Raw genomic sequence first — 20,180 nt, 5'->3', positions numbered from 1 at the left:
ATCCGCGTTGCGCATGCGGCACACTCAAGCGAACACGGGTGTTTCCACAGGACGACGTTGCGCATTGGTAAATGCGGCCTCACGTGAAGCGGTAAACATCCGGTCAACGCGCATGGTGAAGGAACTCTTGCGCATGCGTATCATTACGGGACGTGTGATGAGATGCCGGTGTTGGGGTTCGCGCAAAGCGCCTTCCTCATCACCGGTGTCATTCGCCGCGAAGGCGGGGAATCCAGTACGCCGCAGCGTCTCGATTCAATCACTACCGTCTCGGCGTACTGGATCGCCCGGTCAAGCCGGGCGATGACAGCGGAGTGTGTGGCGAGCACGTCCCACGAACTCGTCATTGCGACCGCAGCGAAGCAATCCAGAATCCCTCCGCGGAAAGACTCTGGATTGCTTCGCTGCGCTCGCAATGACGACGTGGCGAGAACGGCGTCAAAAATGAAAGAGGCGGGGTCTTGGCCCCGCCTCTCTCATTCCAGCATCCTAGTCCTGCTTACGCCTGGCTGGCGATGGCCTTGCCGAGTGCGGCTTGCGCCGCTGCGAGCCGCGCGATCGGCACGCGGTAGGGCGAGCAGGAGACGTAGTTGAGGCCGATATGGTGACAGAAGGCAACGGACGCGGGATCGCCGCCGTGCTCGCCGCAGATGCCGACCTTGAGCTTCGGACGCGTCTTGCGGCCGCGTGCGACGCCGATCTTGACGAGCTCGCCGACGCCTTCCTGGTCGAGCGCGACGAAGGGATCGATCGGGAGGATGCCCTTGGCCACGTAGGTCCCGAGAAAGCTCGCCGCGTCGTCGCGGCTGATGCCGTAGGTGGTCTGCGTCAGGTCGTTGGTACCGAACGAGAAGAACTCGGCAGACTGTGCGATCTCGGCCGCGAGCAGGCAGGCGCGCGGCAGCTCGATCATGGTGCCGACCTGATAGGCCAGCTTGGTGTTGGTGTCGCGCATCACCGCCTGGGCGGTCGCATCGATCCGCGCCTTGACGAGATCGAGCTCGGCCTTGGTCGCGATCAGCGGCACCATCACCTCGAGGCCGACGGCCTTGCCGGTGCGCTTCTCGGCCTCGACCGCCGCCTCGAAGATCGCGCGGGCCTGCATCTCGGCGATCTCGGGGTACGCGATCGCGATGCGGCAGCCGCGGAAGCCCAGCATCGGATTGAACTCCGAGAGCTCGCGTGCGCGGTCGGCGAGGCGCCGCGGGTCGGTGTTCATGGCGCGCGCCACTTCCTCGACCTCGGCATGGGTGTGCGGCAGGAACTCGTGCAGCGGCGGGTCGAGCAGGCGAATCGTGACGGGCAGGCCCTTCATGATCTCGAACAGCTCGACGAAGTCGGCGCGCTGCATCGGCAGCAGCTTTGCGAGCGCGGCGCGGCGCGACTGCTCGTCCTCGGAGAGGATCATCTCGCGCACCGTGCGGATGCGCGTCTCCTCGAAGAACATGTGCTCGGTGCGGCAGAGGCCGATGCCTTCCGCGCCGAACTTGATGGCGGTGCGCGCGTCGTCGGGCGTGTCGGCATTGACGCGCACGCCGATCTTGCGGACCTGGTCGGCCCAGTTCATCAGCGTGCCGAACTCGCCGGACAGCTCCGGCTCGATCATCGGCATGCGGCCGGCGAGCACCTGGCCGAGCGAGCCGTCGATGGTGATGACGTCGCCGGTCTTGAAGGTGCGCGAACCGATGCTCATGGTGCCGCGGCCGTAATCGACGCGGATGGTGCCGCAGCCGGAGACGCAGGGCTTGCCCATGCCGCGCGCGACCACCGCCGCGTGCGAGGTCATACCGCCGCGGGTGGTCAGGATGCCTTCGGCAGCGTGCATGCCGTGGATGTCTTCCGGGCTGGTCTCGATGCGGACCAGGATCACCTTGCGCCCGTCGGCCTGAAGCTTGGCCGCTTCATCCGAGGAGAACACGATCTCGCCGGAGGCAGCACCAGGCGAGGCCGGCAGGCCGGTCGCGATCACGTCGCGCTTGGCGTCGGGATCGATGGCCGGGTGCAACAGCTGGTCGAGCGAGGCCGGATCGATCCGCGTCACCGCTTCCTTCTTCGAGATCAGGCCCTCATTGGCGAGCTCGACCGCGATGCGCAGCGCCGCTTTGGCGGTACGCTTGCCGCCGCGGGTCTGGAGCATCCAGAGCTTGCCCTGCTCGACCGTGAACTCCATGTCCTGCATGTCGCGGTAGTGCTTCTCGAGCAGCGTGTAGATCCGCGTCAGCTCCTTGAAGGCCTCCGGCATCGCCGATTCCATCGACGCCTTGTCGGAGCCCGACTCTCTCCGCGCCTCCTCGGTGATGTCCTGCGGCGTGCGGATGCCCGCCACCACGTCCTCGCCTTGCGCGTTGATCAGGAACTCGCCGTAGAGCTTGCTCTCGCCGGTCGAGGGATTGCGGGTGAAGGCAACGCCGGTCGCCGAGGTCTCGCCCATGTTGCCGAACACCATGGCCTGCACGTTGACCGCGGTGCCCCAGGATTCCGGAATGTCGTGCAGCTTGCGATAGGTCACCGCGCGCGCGTTCATCCAGGAGGAAAACACCGCACCGATCGCGCCCCAGAGCTGGTCGTGCGGATCCTGCGGAAACTCCTTGCCGGTCTCGCGCGCGACCGCGTCCTTGTACTTGCCGACCAATTCGACCCAGTCGTCGGCGGACAGGTCCGTGTCGAGCGTGTAGCCCTGGACGTCCTTGAAGGTGTCGAGGATTTCCTCGAAGTGATGGTGCTCGAAGCCGAGCACCACGTCCGAATACATGGTGATGAAGCGCCGATAGCTGTCATAGGCGAAGCGGCGGTCGCCCGACAATTCGGACAGCGCTTCCACGGTCTGGTCGTTCAGGCCGAGATTGAGCACGGTGTCCATCATGCCCGGCATCGAGGCGCGCGCGCCGGAGCGCACGGAGACGAGCAGCGGGTTCCTGGCATCGCCGAACACCTTGCCGGTCAACTTGCCGACATAGTCGAGCGCCTTCTCAACCTGCGACTGCAATTCCTTCGGGTAGGTCTTGTCGTGTGCGTAGAAGTAGGTGCAGACCGAGGTCGGGATGGTGAAGCCGGGAGGCACCGGCAGGCCGAGATTGGCCATCTCGGCGAGGTTGGCGCCCTTGCCGCCGAGCAGGTCGCGCATCTCCGAGCGGCCCTCGGCCTTGCCGTCACCGAATGTGAACACCCATTTGCCGGCCTTGGCCGTGGCTGGCGCCGCCTTGGCGGGCGCAGCCTTCTTCGGTGCAGGCTTCGCGGCGACCTTCGGCAGAGCCGCCTTGGTCGCAGCTTTTGCCGCCGGCTTGGCTGCGGACTTTGCAGCGGGCTTGGCGACCGGCTTCGGCGCGCTTTTAGCCAGCGTCTTGCGGGCCGGAGGCGCGGCTTTCGCGACGGCAGAGGACTTTGATTTCGCTGGCATTTTCTTAGGCTTCGAGGCGGCTTTGGCCATAGCTTGCACACAACCTGCGAGAGGAATGGGAAATCGCGGGCCTTACACCATTTTGGGCGGGCCCGCGCAAGTCGGACGGTTCCTAAAAGTGAACGCCTAGAAGCGGAGCCACTTCAGGAGCCCGAGCCCGATCGCGCCGTTGACGATGAGGAAGATCGCGACGATGAGGTTGAGAAGCCGCGGCATGATCAGGATGAGCACGCCCGCAATCAACGACAGGATCGGCGAAATGTGGGCGACGGTGATGTGCATGAACTATCTTTCTGTGGAGGTGAGGCGAATCGCGCGCGGATCATAGCCGGCCCGGTTCCGGGAGTAGAGATGCGCAAGACGCACTTAGAGTTCCCCGCTTCGCGAAAACTGCCCGAAATTGCCGCGTATGCGGCAGGCCTTTTCCCGGAACATTGCCATTAGGCACGCATTGGCAACCGGTCGCGCCAGTCGCGCGTCCGAAAAAAACGTCGAAGGAGTTGTCCATGCGGAACAGGATTCTTGCTCTTGCAGCGCTCGCGGCCGCGGTCGGCTCGCCTCTGGCGGCGCAGGCGCAAAGCGGTGTCACGGTGGGACGCGCGCCGGCCGTGGTCGACAGCGCCCCGACCATCGCGGTCGACCAGCGGCCGGCCTTCCGCGAATATGTCGTCGAACAGCGTGTGCCGCCCTTCCGGATTCCGGATCGCGTCGTGGTCGGCACCACGTTACCCGAGGCCGGCGTCACTTATTATGACGTGCCGCAACGCTTCGGCGCCACCACCTATCGCTACACCGTCGTGAACGGCGAGACCGTGCTGGTCGAGCCGCGCTCGCGCCGCATCGTCGAGGTGCTGGACTAAATTCGCGTTTGGACGCGTTTTCTTACGCGAAGCGACATCCACTTCGCTAGAGAACGCTGCCGTCCAATTCGATGTCCGGCGCGTCACATCAGGCTGGCGCGAGCAGTACTAAATCGGACATCGGCCCTGCCCGGTCCTCCCCCCGCCGGGCGGGGCTTTTTTTTACGCTCCGTCATTCCGGGGCGCGCCACCTGGCGCGAGCCCGGAATCCATTTCACTACATCACGCGCGGCATGATGGATTCCGGGTTCGCGCTTCGCGCGCCCCGGAATGACGGCGATGTTTGCTGCACGATCGCGCCTCAATCCTGGATCTTCGAGAAATCCGCCACCGCGCGCGTGGCGCTGCGGATCTCGTTCAGAAGCTTCAGGCGGTTCTCGCGCACCTTCGCGTCGTTGTCGTTGACGCGTACCTTGTCGAAGAAGGCGTCGACCGGCGGACGCAGCTTCGCCATAGCGCTCATCGCTGCCGCAAAATCCTCCTTGGCGACGGCCGCGCTTGCTTCCGCCTTCACCTCGCCGATCGCCCTGGCCAGCGCCTTCTCCTCGTCGAGGCCGTAAAGCGCAGCATCCGGCGCGCCGTCGAAGCTGCGCTTGTCCTTCTTCTCCTCGATCGAGAGGATGTTGCTGGCGCGCTTGGTGCCGGCGAGCAGGTTCTTGCCGTCGTCGGTATCGAGGAATTTACCGAGCGCCTCGACGCGGCGGACGATCATGACGAGATCATCCTGGCCGCCGAGCGCGAATACGGCGTCAACGAGATCGTGCCGCGCGCCCTGCTCGCGGAGCTGAGCTTTCAGCCGATCAGCAAAGAATGGTATCAACGTCGCCTCGACAAAGCTTGCGGCGCCATTCCAGAGGCGCGCATCGTACTTTCGAGCAGAGTAGAACTGAGTAAGTCCTTCCGACCACAGCTCATCGCTATCCAACGCAAATACGTTTGGAATAGCGTCCATACGACTAACCCTCTCTCTCAGTTCAGCAAAGGCTTTGTGGGCAGCCGCTTCCTCTTCATCTTCTACGGCCACTCCCAACTCGCCGACTCCGGCGAGTCCGCCGAATTCGTCAACAAAGCCATCGAAGTTTAAATAGGCCCTGTATGGCAACTCATGCCAAGGCCCACCCGTTACAGCTACTCGCCCGCTCTCATCCTCACGTTCTCCAATAATTTCCATGTAGCCAGCATGCGGGTGGCCGATGGGAGGACAAAAGCCCCAAATCAGGTATGCGAGGCTAGCAGTCGGCAGCAGCGAAGTAATTTTGATCCTCAACGAATTCTGAAGGATCAATCGGATCACACCAAGTGCGGCTCGCCGAAGTGCATAAGGGTCTTTGCTTCCCGTTGGCTTTTCATCAATGATCCAAAAGCCAACTAAGGTATCGATCTTGTCAGCGAGAGCAACCGCCACGCTGACCGGATCAGTCGGCACCCAGTCCGCAGGGCCCTGCGGTTTATAGTGTTCCTCACACGCCGCAGCGACTGAGGGGTCTTCGCCCTGAGCAAGCGCGTAGTACTTGCCCATAAGGCCTTGCACTTCCGGAAATTCCCCAACGACCTCGGTCAACAAATCGGCCTTAGCAAGCCGAGCCGCCCGCCGTGACTTCGCGACATCGGCGCCGACCAGCGGCGCTATTTCGGCTGCCAGACGCTCGATACGCTCGATACGCTCAGCCTGGGACCCGAGTGCCTTGTGGAACACGATCTGATCGAACTTCGGCAGCCGTTCCTCGAGCTTGGTCTTGAGATCGGTCTCGTAGAAGAACTTCGCATCGCTCAACCGCGCGCGGATGACGCGCTCATTGCCGGCGATGATGGTCTTGCCGCCATCGCTCGCCTCGATGTTGGCGACCAGAATGAACTTGTTGGCGAGCTTGCCCGTCTTGGCGTCGCTCACGACAAAGCACTTCTGGTTGTTGCGGATGGTGGCGCGGATCACCTCCGCCGGCGTCGCCAGGAACTCCGGCTCGAACGAGCCCATCAGCACGATCGGCCATTCGACGAGGCCGGCGACCTCGTCGAGCAGGTTCTGGTCCTCGACGAGCTCGAAGCCTTGCGCGAAGGCCAACTGCTTGGCGTCGGTGAGGATCGCGTCCTTGCGGCGCTCGGGGTCGAGCACGACCTTGGCGTCGAGCAGTTTTGCTTCATAGTCCTCGAACCGGCGCACGGAAATGGCCGCGGGCGCAAGGAAGCGATGGCCGTAAGTGGTCTGGCCGGCCTCGACGCCGTCCACCGAGAAATTCACGACATCAGGCTCTTCGGTCTCGAGCCCGAACGTCGCGGTGATCGCGTGCAGCGGGCGCACCCAGTTCAGCGAGCCGGGCTTTCCGGAACGCGCGCCCCAGCGCATCGATTTCGGCCAAGGGAAGGTGCGGATGATGACGGGTATGATTTCCGCGAGCACGTCGATCGCGTCGCGACCGGGCTTCTCGATCAATCCGATGTAGAAATCACCCTTGGGGTCGCGCTGGATCTTGGCCTCGTCCAGCGACTTCAGACCAGTCGCTTTCAGGAAGCCCTGCACAGCCGCATCGGGCGCGCCGATCTTGGGGCCGCGGCGTTCGGTCTTGAGGTCGGGCTGGCGCGCAGGGATGCCGTGCACGGTGAGCGCGAGGCGGCGCGGCGTCGCGAAGGCCTTCGCGCCCTCATAGACGAGGCCTTCGGCGACGAGCTTGTCGGTGACCATGCGGCGCAGATCGTCGGCCGCCTTGGCCTGCATGCGCGCGGGAATCTCTTCCGAGAACAGTTCAAGCAAAAGATCGGGCATCAGGCCGCTCCGCCCGCTTCAGTGTGGATCCAGGCCTCGCCGCAGGCCTTGGCCAGCTCGCGCACGCGAAGTATGTAGCTCTGCCGCTCGGTCACGGAGATCACGCCGCGCGCGTCGAGCAGATTGAAGACATGGCTTGCCTTGATGCACTGGTCGTAGGCCGGCAGCGCCATCAGATGCTGCTTCCGATTTCCGCCTTCGCGCCAGCCGGCGTCGAGATATTTCCGGCAGGCCGCTTCCGCCATCTTGAACTGCTCGAACAGCATCGCGGTGTCGGCATGTTCGAAATTGTGCCGCGAATATTCCTGCTCGGCCTGCAGGAAGACATCGCCATAGGTGACCTTGGCGTCACCCTCGCGGCCGTTGAAGTTGAGGTCGTAGACGCGGTCGACGCCCTGCACATACATCGCGAGGCGCTCGAGGCCATAGGTGAGCTCACCCGCGACCGGCGCGCATTCGAAGCCCGCGACCTGCTGGAAATAGGTGAACTGGCTGACCTCCATGCCGTCGCACCAGCATTCCCACCCCAAACCCCAGGCACCGAGCGTCGGGCTCTCCCAATCGTCCTCGACGAAGCGGATGTCGTGCACGGCGGAATCGATGCCGATCGCGGCGAGCGACTTCAGGTACAGCTCCTGAAGGTTCGGCGGCGACGGCTTCATGATCACCTGGAACTGGTAGTAGTGCTGCAGCCGGTTCGGGTTCTCGCCGTAACGGCCGTCCTTGGGCCGGCGCGAGGGCTGCACATAGGCCGCGTTCCAGGGCTTTGGCCCGAGCGCGCGCAGGGTGGTCGCCGGATGGAAGGTGCCCGCGCCCATCTCCATGTCGTAGGGCTGCAGGATCACGCAGCCCTGCTCGGCCCAGAATCGCTGGAGCGCGAGGATGAAGCCCTGGAACGAGCGTTCCGGGCGCATATGGGCGGGCAATGAGGCGTCCATCGTCAGATCGGGCTCTCGCGGGGGGTTTTGAATCGCGCGGGACCGTATCGACGGCGGAGTTGGGAATCAAGGCGAAGGGGGCGGAAAGCGGCGCTGTTCTCCGTCATGGCCGGGCTTGTCCCGGCCATCCACGCCTTGTGTAACCAAACGAAGAACGTGGATGTCCGGGACAAGCCCGGGCATGACGACTGTGGCAGCTAACCCGGTCGGTAAGCTCCGGTCACGGGGTCACGCTTCAGCGTCTGGATATCCCCCATATGGGCGGCTTCAGCGACGCGCGACAGACGCATCTCCTCCAGCTCCTGGTTGATCCGGACAGCGGTCTTGTAGGCCCAGCGGACCACGGCAAGCCCGCCCAGGACGCCCGCAAAAGCGACGAACGGCGGCATCGGTCGATCCTTGTCTAGTGCTCAGCCCCCACGCGTATTGTTGCGCAGATGGGCCTGCGCCGCAATCGGCGGGTCGAGGGGCCAAATGGCGCGGCAGGGCCCGGCCTAGAACCCGAATTTCGCCCAGATCGCCCGCGTCTCGACCGCCGAGATCAGCTCGTCCGGCAAGCCGGCCATCGATTCCACGGCCGAAAGCTGCCCCGCGCCGGGCGATTTCCGCCCCAAAAGGCCGGAGAGCAGCCCGGTCGGCTGCGCGATCACGGGGGTGAGAACCTTCTCGCCGAAGCGGGCACGAAGAGTTGAGCGAAGATCGCCGATGCCGTCGGCGAGCCCCAGCGCGATGGCGCTCTCGCCGGCCCAGTATTCCCCCGTGAACAGGGTATCGTCCGCTCCCTTCAGCCGTGCGCCGCGGCTTTCCTTGACCAGCGAGATGAAGATCTGGTGGATCTCGCGCTGGATCGCCTTCAGCTTGGCGACGTCACTAGGGTCTTCCGGGAGGAACGGGTCGAGCATCGCCTTGTGTTCGCCCGCTGTGTAGAGGCGCCGCTCGATGCCGAGCCGCCTGATCGCCTCCTGGAAACCAAAACTGCCGCCGACCACGCCGATCGAGCCGAGGATCGAGGACGGATCGCAGATGATCTCGTCGCCGGCGCAGGCGATCATGTAGCCACCGGACGCAGCGACATCCTCGACGAACACGAGCACCGGCAGCTTCTTCTCCGCCGCGAGTTGCTTGATGCGCAAGTAGATCTGACGCGACTGCACCGGCGAGCCGCCGGGAGAATTGATCACCAGCGCGACCGCCTTGGCGTGCCGATACGAGAACGCGCGCTCGAGCACCCGCGCGACGCCAGCAAGCGTCAAGCCGGGGCGCAGCGGCGTCACCGCACCGATCACCCCTGACAACCGCACCACCGGCACCACCGGGGTACCCGGCCGAAAGCGCGCCGGCAGATATTGCATGAGCTTGTCGGCCAAGCCGGAACTCTCACGATCGTTCAATTGTTCGGCCATGCCGTTACCTCTGATTAACCATTTCTTATCACGCGACTGTCATTGGAAGTGCCCGGAACGTGCTTTGCAGTTTTCCCGTTGGGAGGCTGCAATGAGGCAGCGGAGAACACCATGAAAATCTATCTGCTGATGCTGCTGATCGGCGCGCTGTTTATGGCGATCCGCCTCACGGCGCCGCAAGAGCAGCAGTCGGAATCGCTTCCCCGGTAAGCCCTCACGGTTCCACCAGCGGCAAGGCCGCTCTCCCTTCCAGAATCTCCGTCACCTTGCTCTTGGACAAGCGTGACTCGTCGTTGAGCATGAGGCCCGGCAGCAATCGCGTCGGGGCCCGGCCGCCTTTCACCGCACGCACCAGCACGCGGATCGCGGGCCGCCCCGCCTCGCCGTGAACCGGCAGGATCGAGAGGCTGCCGAACCCGCGTGACAGCGCTGCCAGGACATCGGCGATTCCATCTGCACGCCAGATCAAGGTCAGCACGCCATTGGATCGGAGGATACGCCGCGCTGCATGCACCCACGCATGCAGGGTCTCCTCCGTCGCCACATGCGCGGTGTGCCGCGCCCGATCCGGCGAGCCGCGATGCCGGGCCGGATCGTTGAAGGGCGGATTCATCAACACCACGTCGACGCTGTCGGGCGACAGCCCGTTTGACGCAAAGGCCTGCGCCTCGGCCGTGACGTCGAGCACGATCGTCTCGGCGGCAATCGCATTCGCCGCCGCATTGCCCCGCGCGAGCTCGGCCAGCTCCGGATCGATCTCGACCAGGCTGAGCCTGATGCCCGCGACGCGGCGGGCCAGCGCCAGTCCGGCCGTACCGACACCAGCGCCGAAATCGACCACGCGGTCCCCCGCCAGGGCGTCGGTCGCCGCTGCAAGCAGGATGGCGTCATGCCCGGCGCGATGGCCGGATCGCTTCTGCTTCAGCCGCAATTGCCCGCCGAGAAAGGCGTCCTCGGTAATATCTGCGGCCTCAATCATCGCCGCGCAGTTCGTGGCTGAGGCCGGCTTCGGTGAGGAGCGCCCTCGCCTCCTGGGCATCGTCCTCATGGACCAGGATCCGCCGCGGCAAAATGCCGAGCGAGCCCTCGATGATGCTCATGTTCTGGTCCAGCACCAGATGATGGATGTGGGCACCGTCGAGCAGCGCGCCGATCGCCGACACCAGCACCATGTCGTTGGTCCGAACCAGTTCGCGCAAAACGCAGATCTCCTGTCTGAAAGAGGGGTAAGCGGCAAATGTCAATGGTTCCGAGGTCTTGCCGCGTCCGCCGCCAGTTTCTATTGTCTTTCCATCAGAATAGCCCTTCCGGGGCAAATATTGGAGACCGGCGTGGCCGTCATCGTACCTTTCGAAACTCCCGGCGCGTCGATCGAAGAGCTGGTTGCCCTTGTCGCCCCCGATATGGAGCGCGTCAACGCCACGATTCTGTCGCGGACCGGCTCGGACGTGACCATGATCCCCGAGGTCGCCAACCATCTGATCTCCTCCGGGGGCAAACGCCTGCGCCCGATGCTGACGCTCGCCATGGCCAATCTCGCCGGCTACACCGGCGATGGCCACATCAAGCTCGCTGCCTCCGTCGAGTTCATGCATACCGCCACCCTGCTCCACGACGACGTCGTCGACGAGAGCGAGATGCGCCGCGGCAAGCTGTCGGCGCGCATGCTCTGGGGCAACGAGGCGAGCGTGCTGGTCGGTGACTTCCTGCTCGGCCAGGCCTTCCGCATGATGGTCGAGGTCGGCTCGCTGCGCGCGCTCGACATCCTCTCCGCGGCCGCCGCGACCATCGCCGAGGGCGAGGTGATGCAGCTGGCCGCCGCCAAGAACACCGCGACCACCGAGGACGAATATCTCGCCGTGATCCGCGGCAAGACCGCCGAATTGTTCGCGGCCGCCTGCGAGGTCGGTCCTGTCATCGCCAACCGGCCGAAGGCGGAGCAGACCGCCTGCCGCTCGGTCGGCATGAATCTCGGCATTGCCTTCCAGCTCGTCGACGACGTGCTCGACTATGGCGGCAAGAGCGCCAAGCTCGGCAAGAACACCGGCGACGATTTCCGCGAGGGCAAGATCACCCTGCCGGTCGTGCTTGCCTTCCGCAGGGGCAACGACACCGAGCGCGCGTTCTGGATCCGCGCACTGGAGCGCGGCGAGATCGGCGACGGCGATCTCGACCACGCCATCGGCCTGATGAACAAGCATCGCGCGCTCGAAGATACGCTGAGCCGTGCCCAGCACTACGGCGCCATGGCGGTGGACGCGCTGGCGCTGTTCCCGCCCTCGCCGATGAAGAGCGCGCTGGAGCAGGTCGTGGCGTTCTGCCTGGCACGGTCGCACTAGGGCTGCGGCCAACCGGTCTCTATCGAATCCGCACACGCTATCAGCCCCGTCATCCTGAGGCGCGCGTGGCGCGATGCCTGGCATCGCCCGGGAGCCTCAGGGTAGCGGTCATACATATGTGCTCGCTGCATCAACATCGTCATTGCGAGCGGAGCGAAGCAAGCCAGTCTGTCCCCGCGGCAAGACTCTGGATTGCTTGGCTGCGCTCGCAATGACGGAGTAGGGCGCAGGCCCATCGTTCGCAAATTCGCATCTTACATCGGAGCGATGGCTCGCTGCTCACCACCTCCTTCACCCGCTGCATTAGTTACTTGCATTTTGCAAGCTACTACCCTACCCTTCCCCCATGCAGCCCAAATTTCCCTCCATCCACGAGTGCCCCGTCGGCCGCGCCGTGGAGACCGTTGGCGAATGGTGGAGCATCCTGATCCTGCGCGATGCGTTTCAGGGCGCGACGAAATTCGACGAGTTCGCGCAAAGCCTCGGGATCGCGCCGAACATCCTGTCGCGGCGCCTCGCTCATCTCACCGAGAGCGGCATGTTCGTCCGACGCCGCTACAACGAACGCCCGCCGCGCTACGAATATGTGCTGACGGACAAGGCGCGAGATTTTTTCTCCGTCATCGTCGCGCTGCTCGCCTGGGGCAACAAGCATCTCGCGCCGAAGGGCGAATCCATCCTTTTGGCGAACCGGAGCGACGCTCGCCCGTTCGATCCGATCGTGGTCGACGCCGCCGACATGCAGCCGATCACGCTCGCCAACACCATCGCCGTTCCCGGTCCCCGCGCCAGCCGCGGAATGCGCGCGCGGCTCGCTTCGCTCAAGGCCATGAACCCGGCCGTTGCGCCGGCTGGAGACTGACATGCGTCGTATCGTCGTGACTGGCATGGGCGCAGTGTCGCCGCTCGGCTGTGGTGTCGAATTATCGTGGCGGCGGCTGCTCGCCGGCCAAAGCGGGCTGCGCCCTCTGCCCGAATGGGCGCAGGTGCTGCCGGCGCGCATCGCCGGTCTCGTGCCCGACAAGGCCGATGACGCCGATGGCGGCTTCGATCCGGCGCAGGCGGCCGCGCCAAAAGACCAGCGCAAGATGGACCGCTTCATCCTGTTCGCGCTGCTTGCCACCGCAGAAGCGGTCGCGCAGGCCGGATGGACGCCGCAGGATGCTGCGGCGCTGGAGCGGACCGCGACGATCATCGCTTCCGGCGTCGGCGGCTTCCCGGCGATCGCGGAAGCGGTGCGCATCACCGAACAGCGCGGCGCGCGCCGGCTCTCGCCGTTCACGATCCCCTCGTTCCTTGCCAATCTCGCCGCCGGCCAGGTCTCGATCAAATACGGCTACAAGGGAGCGCTGGGCACGCCGGTCACCGCGTGCGCCGCCGGCGTGCAGGCGATCGGCGATGCCGCGCGCATGATCCGCGCCGGCGAGGCCGATGTCGCGATCTGCGGCGGCGCGGAGGCCTGCATCGACATCGTCAGCCTCGGCGGCTTCGCGGCGGCGCGCGCGCTGTCGAGCGGCTCCAACGGCGAACCCGCGCGCGCCTCGCGCCCATTCGATCGCGATCGCGACGGCTTCGTGATGGGCGAAGGCGCCGGCATCCTGGTGATCGAGGCGCTGGAGCATGCGCTGGCGCGCGGCGCGACGCCGATCGCGGAGATCGTCGGCTACGGCACGACGGCGGACGCCTATCACATGACCTCGGGTCCGCCCGATGGCGACGGGGCTCGCCGCGCCATGGAGATCGCGCTTCGGCAGGCGAAGCTCGAGCCTGCGGATCTGCAGCACCTGAACGCACATGCGACCTCGACGCCGGCCGGCGACGAGAGCGAGCTTGGTGCGATCGCCGCGCTGTTCGGCCGCAACCGCGGCATTGCCGTGAGCGCCACCAAATCGGCCACCGGGCACCTGCTCGGCGCTGCCGGCGGGCTGGAGGCGATCTTCACCGTGCTCGCTTTGCGCGACCAGATCGCGCCGCCGACACTCAATCTCGAAAATCCGGATCCCGGCGCCGAAGGCATCGACATCGTTGCCGGCGCAGCAAGAGCGATGCCGATGCAGAGCGCGATCTCCAACGGGTTCGGCTTCGGCGGAGTGAATGCCAGCGTGATCTTCCGCCGGATGGGCTAGGCGAGGGCCTTGCAATCGCCGCTCGCTCCGCTACGAAAACAGGATGATCGAAACGAATTTCTGGCTGTTCCTCGCCGCAGCTTGTCTCATTGCCGCCATTCCGGGCCCCGGCATTTTCTACGTCGCGGCACGAACCCTGTCGGAGGGACGCGCCAGCGGCTTCGCATCGACCGCAGGCACGGCGCTCGGCGGGCTCGTTCATGTCGTCGCGGGCAGCCTCGGCATCTCCGCGATCATCCTGGCCAGCGCGGAACTGTTTGCCGTCGTGAAATTCGTCGGCGCGCTCTATTTGGTCTGGCTCGGGATCAAGACGTTTCGCAGCGCCGGTCGCGCGCTGTCGCTCGAGAGCGAGGCCGTCGGCGACAAGCGCGCCTTCCGCGACGGCGTGCTGGTCGAGGCCCTGAACCCGAAGACCGCGGCGTTCTTCCTTGCCTTCATTCCGCAATTCCTCGATCCCTCGGGATCGAACCCGACGCTGCAATTCATTGTGTTAGGTGCGATTTCGGTGACGCTGAACACGCTCGCCGATGTCGTGGTGGTGCTGATGGCCACCGCGACACGCACGCAGTTGATCGGACGGCCGCAGCTGATGCGGCGTCTCGCGCAGGGCTCCGGCGTCTTCATCGCCAGCCTCGGCCTCTCGCTCGCGCTGGCGCGGCGGCCGGTGAATGGATAGCGCCGCGATGCTCGCCCCGCAAAGCCGCTTCCATGAATCGCACGGCCTGCGGCTGCATTACGCCGACTGGGGCAATGAGAGCGCGCCACCTCTCATCCTGGTCCATGGCGGCCGCGATCATTGCCGGAGCTGGGATCACATTGCCCGATCGTTGCAGCCGCATTTTCACGTGCTCGCGCCGGACCTGCGCGGTCACGGCGATTCCGACTGGACCCGAGGCGGCAGCTACGCGCTGACGGAATATGTCTACGATCTCTCCCAGCTCGTCCGCAATATCGCAGCGCCTCAGGTCACTCTCATCGGCCATTCAATGGGCGGGATGGTGAGCCTGATCTTTTCGGGCTCATTCCCCGAGCGGGTCTCGAAGCTCGTGGTCCTCGACGGCGTGACCATGTTGCCGGATACACCAAAACCGCCGGCGCATGAGCGCATCGGCAAATGGGTCGGTCAGCTCGACAAGCTGCACGACCGCACCCCGCGCCGCTATGCCACGATCGAGGACGCCGCCGCGCAGATGATGCTTCACAACAAGCGCCTATCCCGCGACCTCGCCCTGCATCTCGCCACGCATGGCGCACGGCAGAACGAGGACGGCAGCACCTATAGCTGGAAGTTCGATCCCTATCAGCGCGCCTCTGCGCCGCACCGGCTCTGGCCCGACGACCACATCGAGCTCTGGTCACGCATCACGTGTCCGACGCTGCTGCTCAATGCCGGTGAAAGCTTTCTCGCCGGTGCCAGGGCGGCAGGCCTGGAGCGGTACTTCCCGCAGGCGCGCATCGAGACCATCGCCGGCGCGGGGCACTGGCTGCAGCACGACAAGCCGCAGGAGGTGCTGGGTGAGATCCGAAAGTTTCTCGGCCTCGACGGGGACGGCGCGGGTTAGCTCAACTGCATCCACGTCATTGCGAGCATAGCGAAGCAGTCCAGACTGTCACCGCAGATAGATTCTGGATTGCTTCGCTGCGCTCGCAATGACGAACAGACGTAGTTCAGCTCAACGTGCCCGCATGCACCCACCAGCCGTGGTGATCGCGCCGGATCTTCTCGGCGGCGGCATGGGCTTCGGCCAGCGCGCCATAGATCGCAAAGCACGTCGCGCCGGAGCCGGACATGCGGGCGAGCTTGACGCCGGCGGAGGTACGCAAGGCCTCCAGCACCTCGCCGATGACAGGCTCGATGCCCAGCGCGGGCGCTTCAAGGTCGTTGGCGACGGTTTCCAGAACCTCCACCCAATCGGAAACAGAGGCGCCCTCCCCAGGCCAGGCCGGAGCGCGGATGACGTCGGTGACGCCGACCAGAAGCTCGCCGTTACGCAGACCCAGTGCCTGGAACACGTCCTTTGTCGCGACCGGCACGCGCGGATTGACCATGACGCAGGGCATGCTCGGCAGCGCGAGCGGCAATAGCTGCTCGCCGACGCCGGTCATGTCGCAGGCGCGCGAGACGAGGCACACCGGCACGTCCGCGCCGGTCGCGAGCGCGACCTTCTGAACCCGGGGATCATCGAGCGACAGATCGTTCAGACGCGCCAGGAGCCGCAGCGCCGCCGCGGCATCGGCCGAACCGCCACCGATGCCCGCCGCGACGGGAAGCACCTTGTCGAGCGCGAAGGCGCCGAGCTTCAGGCCGGGCACTGCCTCGGCCAGAAGCCTGGCAGCCTTGAGCACGAGATTGTCGGACGTCTCGCCGCAGGCCGCCGCCAGCGGGCCGGTGGTGGTGAGCTTCAGCTCGCCGCCCGGCTCCAGCGTGAGCCGATCGGCGCAATCGGCGAACGCCACTACGCTTTCGAGATCATGATAGCCGTCGGCACGACGACCGACGACGCGAAGGCTCAAATTGACCTTCGCCCGTCCCTCTTCAATCAACGCCGACATCGGCGACACGCCCCCAAGCAAACCTCAGCCGCCCCTGCCGTCGTCCTTCTTCTTCTCGGCCTGCGCCGCAGAAGAGTTCGAATTGTCGTCGGCGAGCCCGTTGGCGATCTTGGCCTCGATCTTCGGAAGCTCTTCCGGCTCGGGCTTGAGATCGCGGGCATGCGACCACTGGAATTTTGCCTCCAGCGTGCGGCCGACGCGCCAATAGGCGTCGCCGAGATGGTCGTTGATGGTGGGATCCTCGGGCTTGAGATCGATCGCGCGCTCGAGGTTCTTCACCGCCTCTTCATAGTTGCCGATGCGGTAGTAGGCCCAGCCGAGGGAATCGACGATGTAGCCGTCGTCGGGACGCTGCTCGACGGCACGCTTGATCATCTTCATGCCTTCGTCGAGATTCACGCCCTGGTCGATCCAGGAATAGCCGAGATAGTTGAGGACGTGCGGCTGGTCGGGCTGGAGCTCCAGCGCCTTCTTCATGTCGGCCTCGGCCTTGGCCCACTGCTTGGAGCGCTCCTCGCAGATACCGCGATAATAGTACCAGACGCTGTTGGCCTTGTCGTTGCCGGGCGGCAGCACGTCGATTCCTTGCGAATAGGTCGCGCCGCAATCGCCGAACCGCTTGCGGCCGCGCTCGATATTGCCGAGCGCCATGATGGCTTCGAGGTCCTTGGCATCCTCCGACGTGACGCCCTTGAGGATCTTGATCGCCTCGTCGGTGCGGTCGGCGGAATCCAGGTCAATGGCGAGCTGGATCTGTGCATTGCGCTTGAGCGGCGAGGTCGCGGGCACGCGCTCATAGACCTTGATCGCCATCTTCGGCCGCTTCACCGATTCATAGAGATCGGCGAGCGAGAGCAGCGCCAGCGGATGAGTCGGCTGGAGGTAGAGCGCGAGCTGGAGATAGACCAGCGCCAGGTCCTCGCCGCCGCGGCGGGTCAGCGTGGCGCCGATGCCATAGAGCGCTTCGGCGGCGCCGGCCTGCGCGGAATCGACGAGTGGCGGCATCTTCTTGCCGGCCTTGGTCTCGCGCAGGCCTTCCTGGATCAGCGGATGGCGTGCGAGCTTCTTGTCGAAAGCCTGGTAGACGGTGGTCGCCGCGGCAGAATCCTTGTTGCGCGAGAGCCAGCGCGCATAGGCCTCGGTTACGCGCAGCATGGAATCGTCGAGCTTGTAGGCGCGCTCGAAGCGGGTGCCGGCGTCCTTCTCCTTGCCGGCGAGCTCCAGGATCATACCGGTGTGAAGGTCCTTGAACAGCGGATACCATTCCGGACCGGCCAGCTTGTCGATGGTGGCGACGCCACCCTTGGCATCGCCTGCACCATAGGCGGCCCAGCCCGACAGCAGCGTGGCGACGAGATCGGTGATCGGGCCGCGGACCGACTGGTTGATATTGGTCTGCGCGGCCGCGTATTTCTTCAGCTTGAGATCATGCACGCCGACGACGAGACGCGCGACGCGGTTGGTCTTGTCGATGGTGAGGATGCGCTCGGCGAGCTTGACCGCCTCCTCGAGGTCGCCGTCGGCGACCGACGAGATGAAGGCTCGGTCCAGCAGCTCGTTGTTCTTGGGATCGGTGCGGAGCGCCGAACGGTAGAATGCGGCGGCGGATGCCGCGTCACGCTCGACGCTGGCGTGGCGGGCGGCGAGATAGCTGCCGGCACCGGTGAGCGACTTCAGATCGTTTCGGGTCGGAAACTGCGCCGCCGTGTTCTCCGGGTGGTCCGGCGTCTGCGCCAGGACCGCACCCGGGACCGCCACGATCGCGGTGCCCATGAGAGCGATGGCGACAGCAGTCCAGCGGTTGAAACGATTTGAAAACATCAGGGCTCGCCTTGAGTTGGTAGTGCCTGGGTTTGCAGCAGGAGGCCGTATCGCACGCGAAAGCGGCCGGTGGCATCGGGACCCGGAACCGTCGGGCCGACAATGCCGCTTTTGGCGCTTCGCCGCAAGGATTCGGACCGGGCGACCCCCGCCGCATGCCCCAAATTGGCCAAGCGAATCCGCCAAGAGCGTCCCAAGACGCCGCCACTATGGCCTTATCGTGGCCGCGACGGCTGGCCGCAGCCGGGTCCTCACGCGAACGTGCGCCAGATCACCCGCGTGACCTGCCCTTACATCGCCTCGTAGTTCGGGCCGCCGCCGCCCTCGGGCGGAACCCAGGTGATGTTGCCGTTGGGGTCCTTCACATCGCAGGTTTTGCAATGGACGCAGTTCTGGGCGTTGATCTGGAAGCGCGGGCCAGAGCCCTCCTCGATCCATTCATAGACGCCGGCCGGGCAATAGCGGTTCGAAGGACCGGCGAAGACGTCATGTTCGGAGGTCTTCTGGAGGTTCATGTCGGTGACCTTCAGATGGACCGGCTGGTCCTCCTCATGGTTGGTGTTGGACAGGAACACCGAGGACAGCTTGTCGAACGAGATCTTGCCATCCGGCTTCGGGTAGTTCCTGGGCGTGTGCTGCCTGGCCGGATCGAGCGTGGCGCGATCATGCTTGACATGGGACTGCGTGCCGAAAAGCGAAGCGCCGAACAGCGTGTTGCACCACATGTCGAAGCCGCCTAGCGCGACGCCGAGCACGGTGCCGAACTTCGACCATAGCGGCTTGACGTTGCGGACCAGGAACAAATCCTTGCCGACCGACGAAGACCGCCAGGCGTTCTCGTATTCGATCAGTTCGTCATTGGCGCGATCGGCGGCAATCGCGGCTGCGACGTGCTCGGCCGCGAGCATGCCGGTGCCCATCGCATTGTGCACGCCCTTGATGCGCGGCACGTTGACGAAGCCCGCCGCGCAACCGATCAGCGCGCCGCCGGGGAAGCTGAGCTTCGGCACCGACTGATAGCCGCCCTCGGTGATGGCCCGCGCGCCGTAAGCGAGCCGCTTGGCGCCTTCGAAGGTGCCGCGGATCGAGGGATGGGTCTTGAAGCGCTGGAATTCGTCGAACGGCGACAGATAGGGATCGTCGTAGTTGAGATGTACGACGAAGCCGACGGCGACGAGATTGTCGTCGTAGTGATAGAGGAACGAGCCGCCGCCGGTCTTCATGTCGAGCGGCCAGCCGAACGAATGCTGGATCATTCCCTTCTGGTGCTTGGCGGGATCGATCTGCCACACTTCCTTGAGACCGATGCCGAACTTCGGCGGCTCGCGATTGGCATCGAGCGCGAACTTGTTGATGAGCTGCTTGGTCAAGCTGCCGCGCGCGCCTTCGGCGAACAGCGTGTACTTGCCGAGCAATTCCATGCCGCGGGTAAAGGAATCCTTCGGCTTGCCATCTCTGCCGACGCCCATGTCGCCGGTGGCGATGCCCTTGACCTTGCCGTCCTCGTCATAGAGCACTTCGGCGGCGGCGAAACCCGGATAGATCTCGACCCCGAGCGCCTCGGCCTTGCGCGCCAGCCAGCGACAGACATTGCCGAGCGAGCCGATGTAGCAGTGATGATTATTCATCAACGGCGGCATGGCGAAATTCGGCAGCTTGATCGCACTGGCGCCGGTCATCCAGAAGAAGCGATCGTCCTGCACCTGCGTCTTCAGCGGGCAGTCGGCATCCTCGCGCCAGTCGGGGATCAGCTTGTCGAGCCCGGCCGGGTCGATCACGGCGCCCGAGAGAATGTGCGCGCCGACCTCGGAGCCCTTCTCCACCACGACCACGTTGAGATCGGCGTTGAGCTGCTTCAGCCGGATCGCGGCCGACAGGCCTGAAGGGCCGGCGCCGACGATGACGACGTCGAATTCCATGGATTCGCGCGGGGGAAGTTCTTCGGTGCTCATCTGATCTCAGCCCTTGAGACGGTCTTTGGT

The 20,180-nt window shown here is 64.9% G+C and carries 17 protein-coding genes; 6 read left to right on the top strand and 11 right to left on the bottom strand.

From position 1 onward, the window contains the following. Positions 1-499: 499 nt before the first annotated feature. Together ppdK and ACSHT2_RS28205 are read right to left on the bottom strand one after the other, a co-directional pair. On the bottom strand, positions 500-3,427 hold the full coding sequence (gene ppdK, locus ACSHT2_RS28210) for a pyruvate, phosphate dikinase (protein WP_440637959.1): 2,928 nt from the start codon (positions 3,425-3,427) through the stop codon (positions 500-502). Positions 3,428-3,523: 96 nt separating this feature from the next. Next, entirely contained in the window at positions 3,524-3,679 is a 156-nt protein-coding gene (locus ACSHT2_RS28205) for a DUF3096 domain-containing protein (protein ID WP_008562090.1), read from the bottom strand. Between the two features lie 224 nt (positions 3,680-3,903). Between ACSHT2_RS28205 and ACSHT2_RS28200 the strand changes: the two genes are divergently transcribed. Then, positions 3,904-4,257: a DUF1236 domain-containing protein gene (locus tag ACSHT2_RS28200; protein WP_440637957.1), complete on the top strand. Its 354-nt coding sequence runs from the start codon at positions 3,904-3,906 to the stop codon at positions 4,255-4,257. 301 nt (positions 4,258-4,558) lie between these two features. Here the strand turns inward: ACSHT2_RS28200 and glyS are convergent, their stop codons facing one another. The 6 genes from glyS to ACSHT2_RS28170 all read right to left on the bottom strand — a co-directional run bounded on the left by glyS (position 4,559) and on the right by ACSHT2_RS28170 (position 10,558). Next, on the bottom strand, positions 4,559-7,018 hold the full coding sequence (gene glyS / locus ACSHT2_RS28195) for a glycine--tRNA ligase subunit beta (protein ID WP_440637955.1): 2,460 nt from the start codon (positions 7,016-7,018) through the stop codon (positions 4,559-4,561). Continuing rightward, positions 7,018-7,956 (bottom strand): glycine--tRNA ligase subunit alpha, encoded by a 939-nt coding sequence (locus ACSHT2_RS28190; RefSeq protein WP_124159781.1) that lies wholly within the window; start codon positions 7,954-7,956, stop codon positions 7,018-7,020. Before ACSHT2_RS28190 ends, glyS begins: the two co-directional genes overlap by 1 nt. 197 nt (positions 7,957-8,153) lie before the next feature. Then, positions 8,154-8,345: a hypothetical protein gene (locus ACSHT2_RS28185; RefSeq protein ID WP_027558178.1), complete on the bottom strand. Its 192-nt coding sequence runs from the start codon at positions 8,343-8,345 to the stop codon at positions 8,154-8,156. A gap of 105 nt (positions 8,346-8,450) precedes the next feature. Continuing rightward, positions 8,451-9,359: a S49 family peptidase gene (locus ACSHT2_RS28180; RefSeq protein ID WP_440637952.1), complete on the bottom strand. Its 909-nt coding sequence runs from the start codon at positions 9,357-9,359 to the stop codon at positions 8,451-8,453. Between the two features lie 214 nt (positions 9,360-9,573). After that, positions 9,574-10,338 (bottom strand): tRNA1(Val) (adenine(37)-N6)-methyltransferase, encoded by a 765-nt coding sequence (locus ACSHT2_RS28175; protein WP_440637950.1) that lies wholly within the window; start codon positions 10,336-10,338, stop codon positions 9,574-9,576. Continuing rightward, positions 10,331-10,558: a putative signal transducing protein gene (locus tag ACSHT2_RS28170; RefSeq protein WP_440637948.1), complete on the bottom strand. Its 228-nt coding sequence runs from the start codon at positions 10,556-10,558 to the stop codon at positions 10,331-10,333. Before ACSHT2_RS28170 ends, ACSHT2_RS28175 begins: the two co-directional genes overlap by 8 nt. 132 nt (positions 10,559-10,690) lie before the next feature. On the opposite strand from ACSHT2_RS28170, the gene ACSHT2_RS28165 reads away from it, so the two are divergent. From ACSHT2_RS28165 to ACSHT2_RS28145, 5 genes are all read left to right on the top strand, one after another. Then, positions 10,691-11,698 carry a polyprenyl synthetase family protein gene (locus ACSHT2_RS28165; protein WP_440637946.1) on the top strand — a complete coding sequence of 336 codons (1,008 nt, stop codon included), beginning with the start codon at positions 10,691-10,693 and terminating at the stop codon, positions 11,696-11,698. Between the two features lie 346 nt (positions 11,699-12,044). Continuing rightward, on the top strand, positions 12,045-12,560 hold the full coding sequence (locus ACSHT2_RS28160; protein ID WP_440637944.1) for a winged helix-turn-helix transcriptional regulator: 516 nt from the start codon (positions 12,045-12,047) through the stop codon (positions 12,558-12,560). 1 nt (position 12,561) lies between these two features. Next, a complete protein-coding gene (fabF, locus tag ACSHT2_RS28155; RefSeq protein ID WP_440637943.1) occupies positions 12,562-13,824 on the top strand; it encodes a beta-ketoacyl-ACP synthase II in 1,263 nt (420 codons plus the stop codon). Positions 13,825-13,867: 43 nt separating this feature from the next. After that, the gene (locus tag ACSHT2_RS28150) at positions 13,868-14,500 is read left to right on the top strand and encodes a LysE family translocator (RefSeq protein ID WP_440637941.1); all 633 of its coding nucleotides are present in this window, start codon (positions 13,868-13,870) and stop codon (positions 14,498-14,500) included. Positions 14,501-14,507: 7 nt separating this feature from the next. After that, positions 14,508-15,386 carry an alpha/beta fold hydrolase gene (locus ACSHT2_RS28145; RefSeq protein WP_440637939.1) on the top strand — a complete coding sequence of 293 codons (879 nt, stop codon included), beginning with the start codon at positions 14,508-14,510 and terminating at the stop codon, positions 15,384-15,386. 106 nt (positions 15,387-15,492) lie between these two features. Here the strand turns inward: ACSHT2_RS28145 and ACSHT2_RS28140 are convergent, their stop codons facing one another. From ACSHT2_RS28140 to ACSHT2_RS28130, 3 genes are all read right to left on the bottom strand, one after another. Then, entirely contained in the window at positions 15,493-16,377 is an 885-nt protein-coding gene (locus ACSHT2_RS28140) for a 4-(cytidine 5'-diphospho)-2-C-methyl-D-erythritol kinase (RefSeq protein WP_440637938.1), read from the bottom strand. Between the two features lie 24 nt (positions 16,378-16,401). Next, complete coding sequence (locus ACSHT2_RS28135) at positions 16,402-18,198, bottom strand: tetratricopeptide repeat protein (RefSeq protein ID WP_440637936.1); 1,797 nt, start codon at positions 18,196-18,198, stop codon at positions 16,402-16,404. Between the two features lie 290 nt (positions 18,199-18,488). Beyond that, positions 18,489-20,150: an electron transfer flavoprotein-ubiquinone oxidoreductase gene (locus ACSHT2_RS28130; RefSeq protein ID WP_440637934.1), complete on the bottom strand. Its 1,662-nt coding sequence runs from the start codon at positions 20,148-20,150 to the stop codon at positions 18,489-18,491. Positions 20,151-20,180 lie beyond the last annotated feature (30 nt).

The organism is Bradyrhizobium sp. PUT101, assembly GCF_052043945.1.
Taxonomy (GTDB): Bacteria; Pseudomonadota; Alphaproteobacteria; order Rhizobiales; family Xanthobacteraceae; genus Bradyrhizobium.
The sequence above is the reverse complement of the archived record's forward strand: the minus strand, read 5'-3'. Positions and strand labels throughout refer to the sequence as shown.

What these genes read in the sequence shown, in the direction of transcription:
- ppdK (WP_440637959.1), bottom strand. Translation starts at nt 3,427, where the DNA reads ATGGCCAAAGCCGCCTCGAAGCCTAAGAAAATGCCAGCGAAATCAAAG.
- ACSHT2_RS28205 (WP_008562090.1), bottom strand. Translation starts at nt 3,679, where the DNA reads ATGCACATCACCGTCGCCCACATTTCGCCGATCCTGTCGTTGATTGCG.
- ACSHT2_RS28200 (WP_440637957.1), top strand. Translation starts at nt 3,904, where the DNA reads ATGCGGAACAGGATTCTTGCTCTTGCAGCGCTCGCGGCCGCGGTCGGC.
- glyS (WP_440637955.1), bottom strand. Translation starts at nt 7,018, where the DNA reads ATGCCCGATCTTTTGCTTGAACTGTTCTCGGAAGAGATTCCCGCGCGC.
- ACSHT2_RS28190 (WP_124159781.1), bottom strand. Translation starts at nt 7,956, where the DNA reads ATGGACGCCTCATTGCCCGCCCATATGCGCCCGGAACGCTCGTTCCAG.
- ACSHT2_RS28185 (WP_027558178.1), bottom strand. Translation starts at nt 8,345, where the DNA reads ATGCCGCCGTTCGTCGCTTTTGCGGGCGTCCTGGGCGGGCTTGCCGTG.
- ACSHT2_RS28180 (WP_440637952.1), bottom strand. Translation starts at nt 9,359, where the DNA reads ATGGCCGAACAATTGAACGATCGTGAGAGTTCCGGCTTGGCCGACAAG.
- ACSHT2_RS28175 (WP_440637950.1), bottom strand. Translation starts at nt 10,338, where the DNA reads ATGATTGAGGCCGCAGATATTACCGAGGACGCCTTTCTCGGCGGGCAA.
- ACSHT2_RS28160 (WP_440637944.1), top strand. Translation starts at nt 12,045, where the DNA reads ATGCAGCCCAAATTTCCCTCCATCCACGAGTGCCCCGTCGGCCGCGCC.
- fabF (WP_440637943.1), top strand. Translation starts at nt 12,562, where the DNA reads ATGCGTCGTATCGTCGTGACTGGCATGGGCGCAGTGTCGCCGCTCGGC.
- ACSHT2_RS28150 (WP_440637941.1), top strand. Translation starts at nt 13,868, where the DNA reads ATGATCGAAACGAATTTCTGGCTGTTCCTCGCCGCAGCTTGTCTCATT.
- ACSHT2_RS28145 (WP_440637939.1), top strand. Translation starts at nt 14,508, where the DNA reads ATGCTCGCCCCGCAAAGCCGCTTCCATGAATCGCACGGCCTGCGGCTG.
- ACSHT2_RS28140 (WP_440637938.1), bottom strand. Translation starts at nt 16,377, where the DNA reads ATGTCGGCGTTGATTGAAGAGGGACGGGCGAAGGTCAATTTGAGCCTT.
- ACSHT2_RS28135 (WP_440637936.1), bottom strand. Translation starts at nt 18,198, where the DNA reads ATGTTTTCAAATCGTTTCAACCGCTGGACTGCTGTCGCCATCGCTCTC.
- ACSHT2_RS28130 (WP_440637934.1), bottom strand. Translation starts at nt 20,150, where the DNA reads ATGAGCACCGAAGAACTTCCCCCGCGCGAATCCATGGAATTCGACGTC.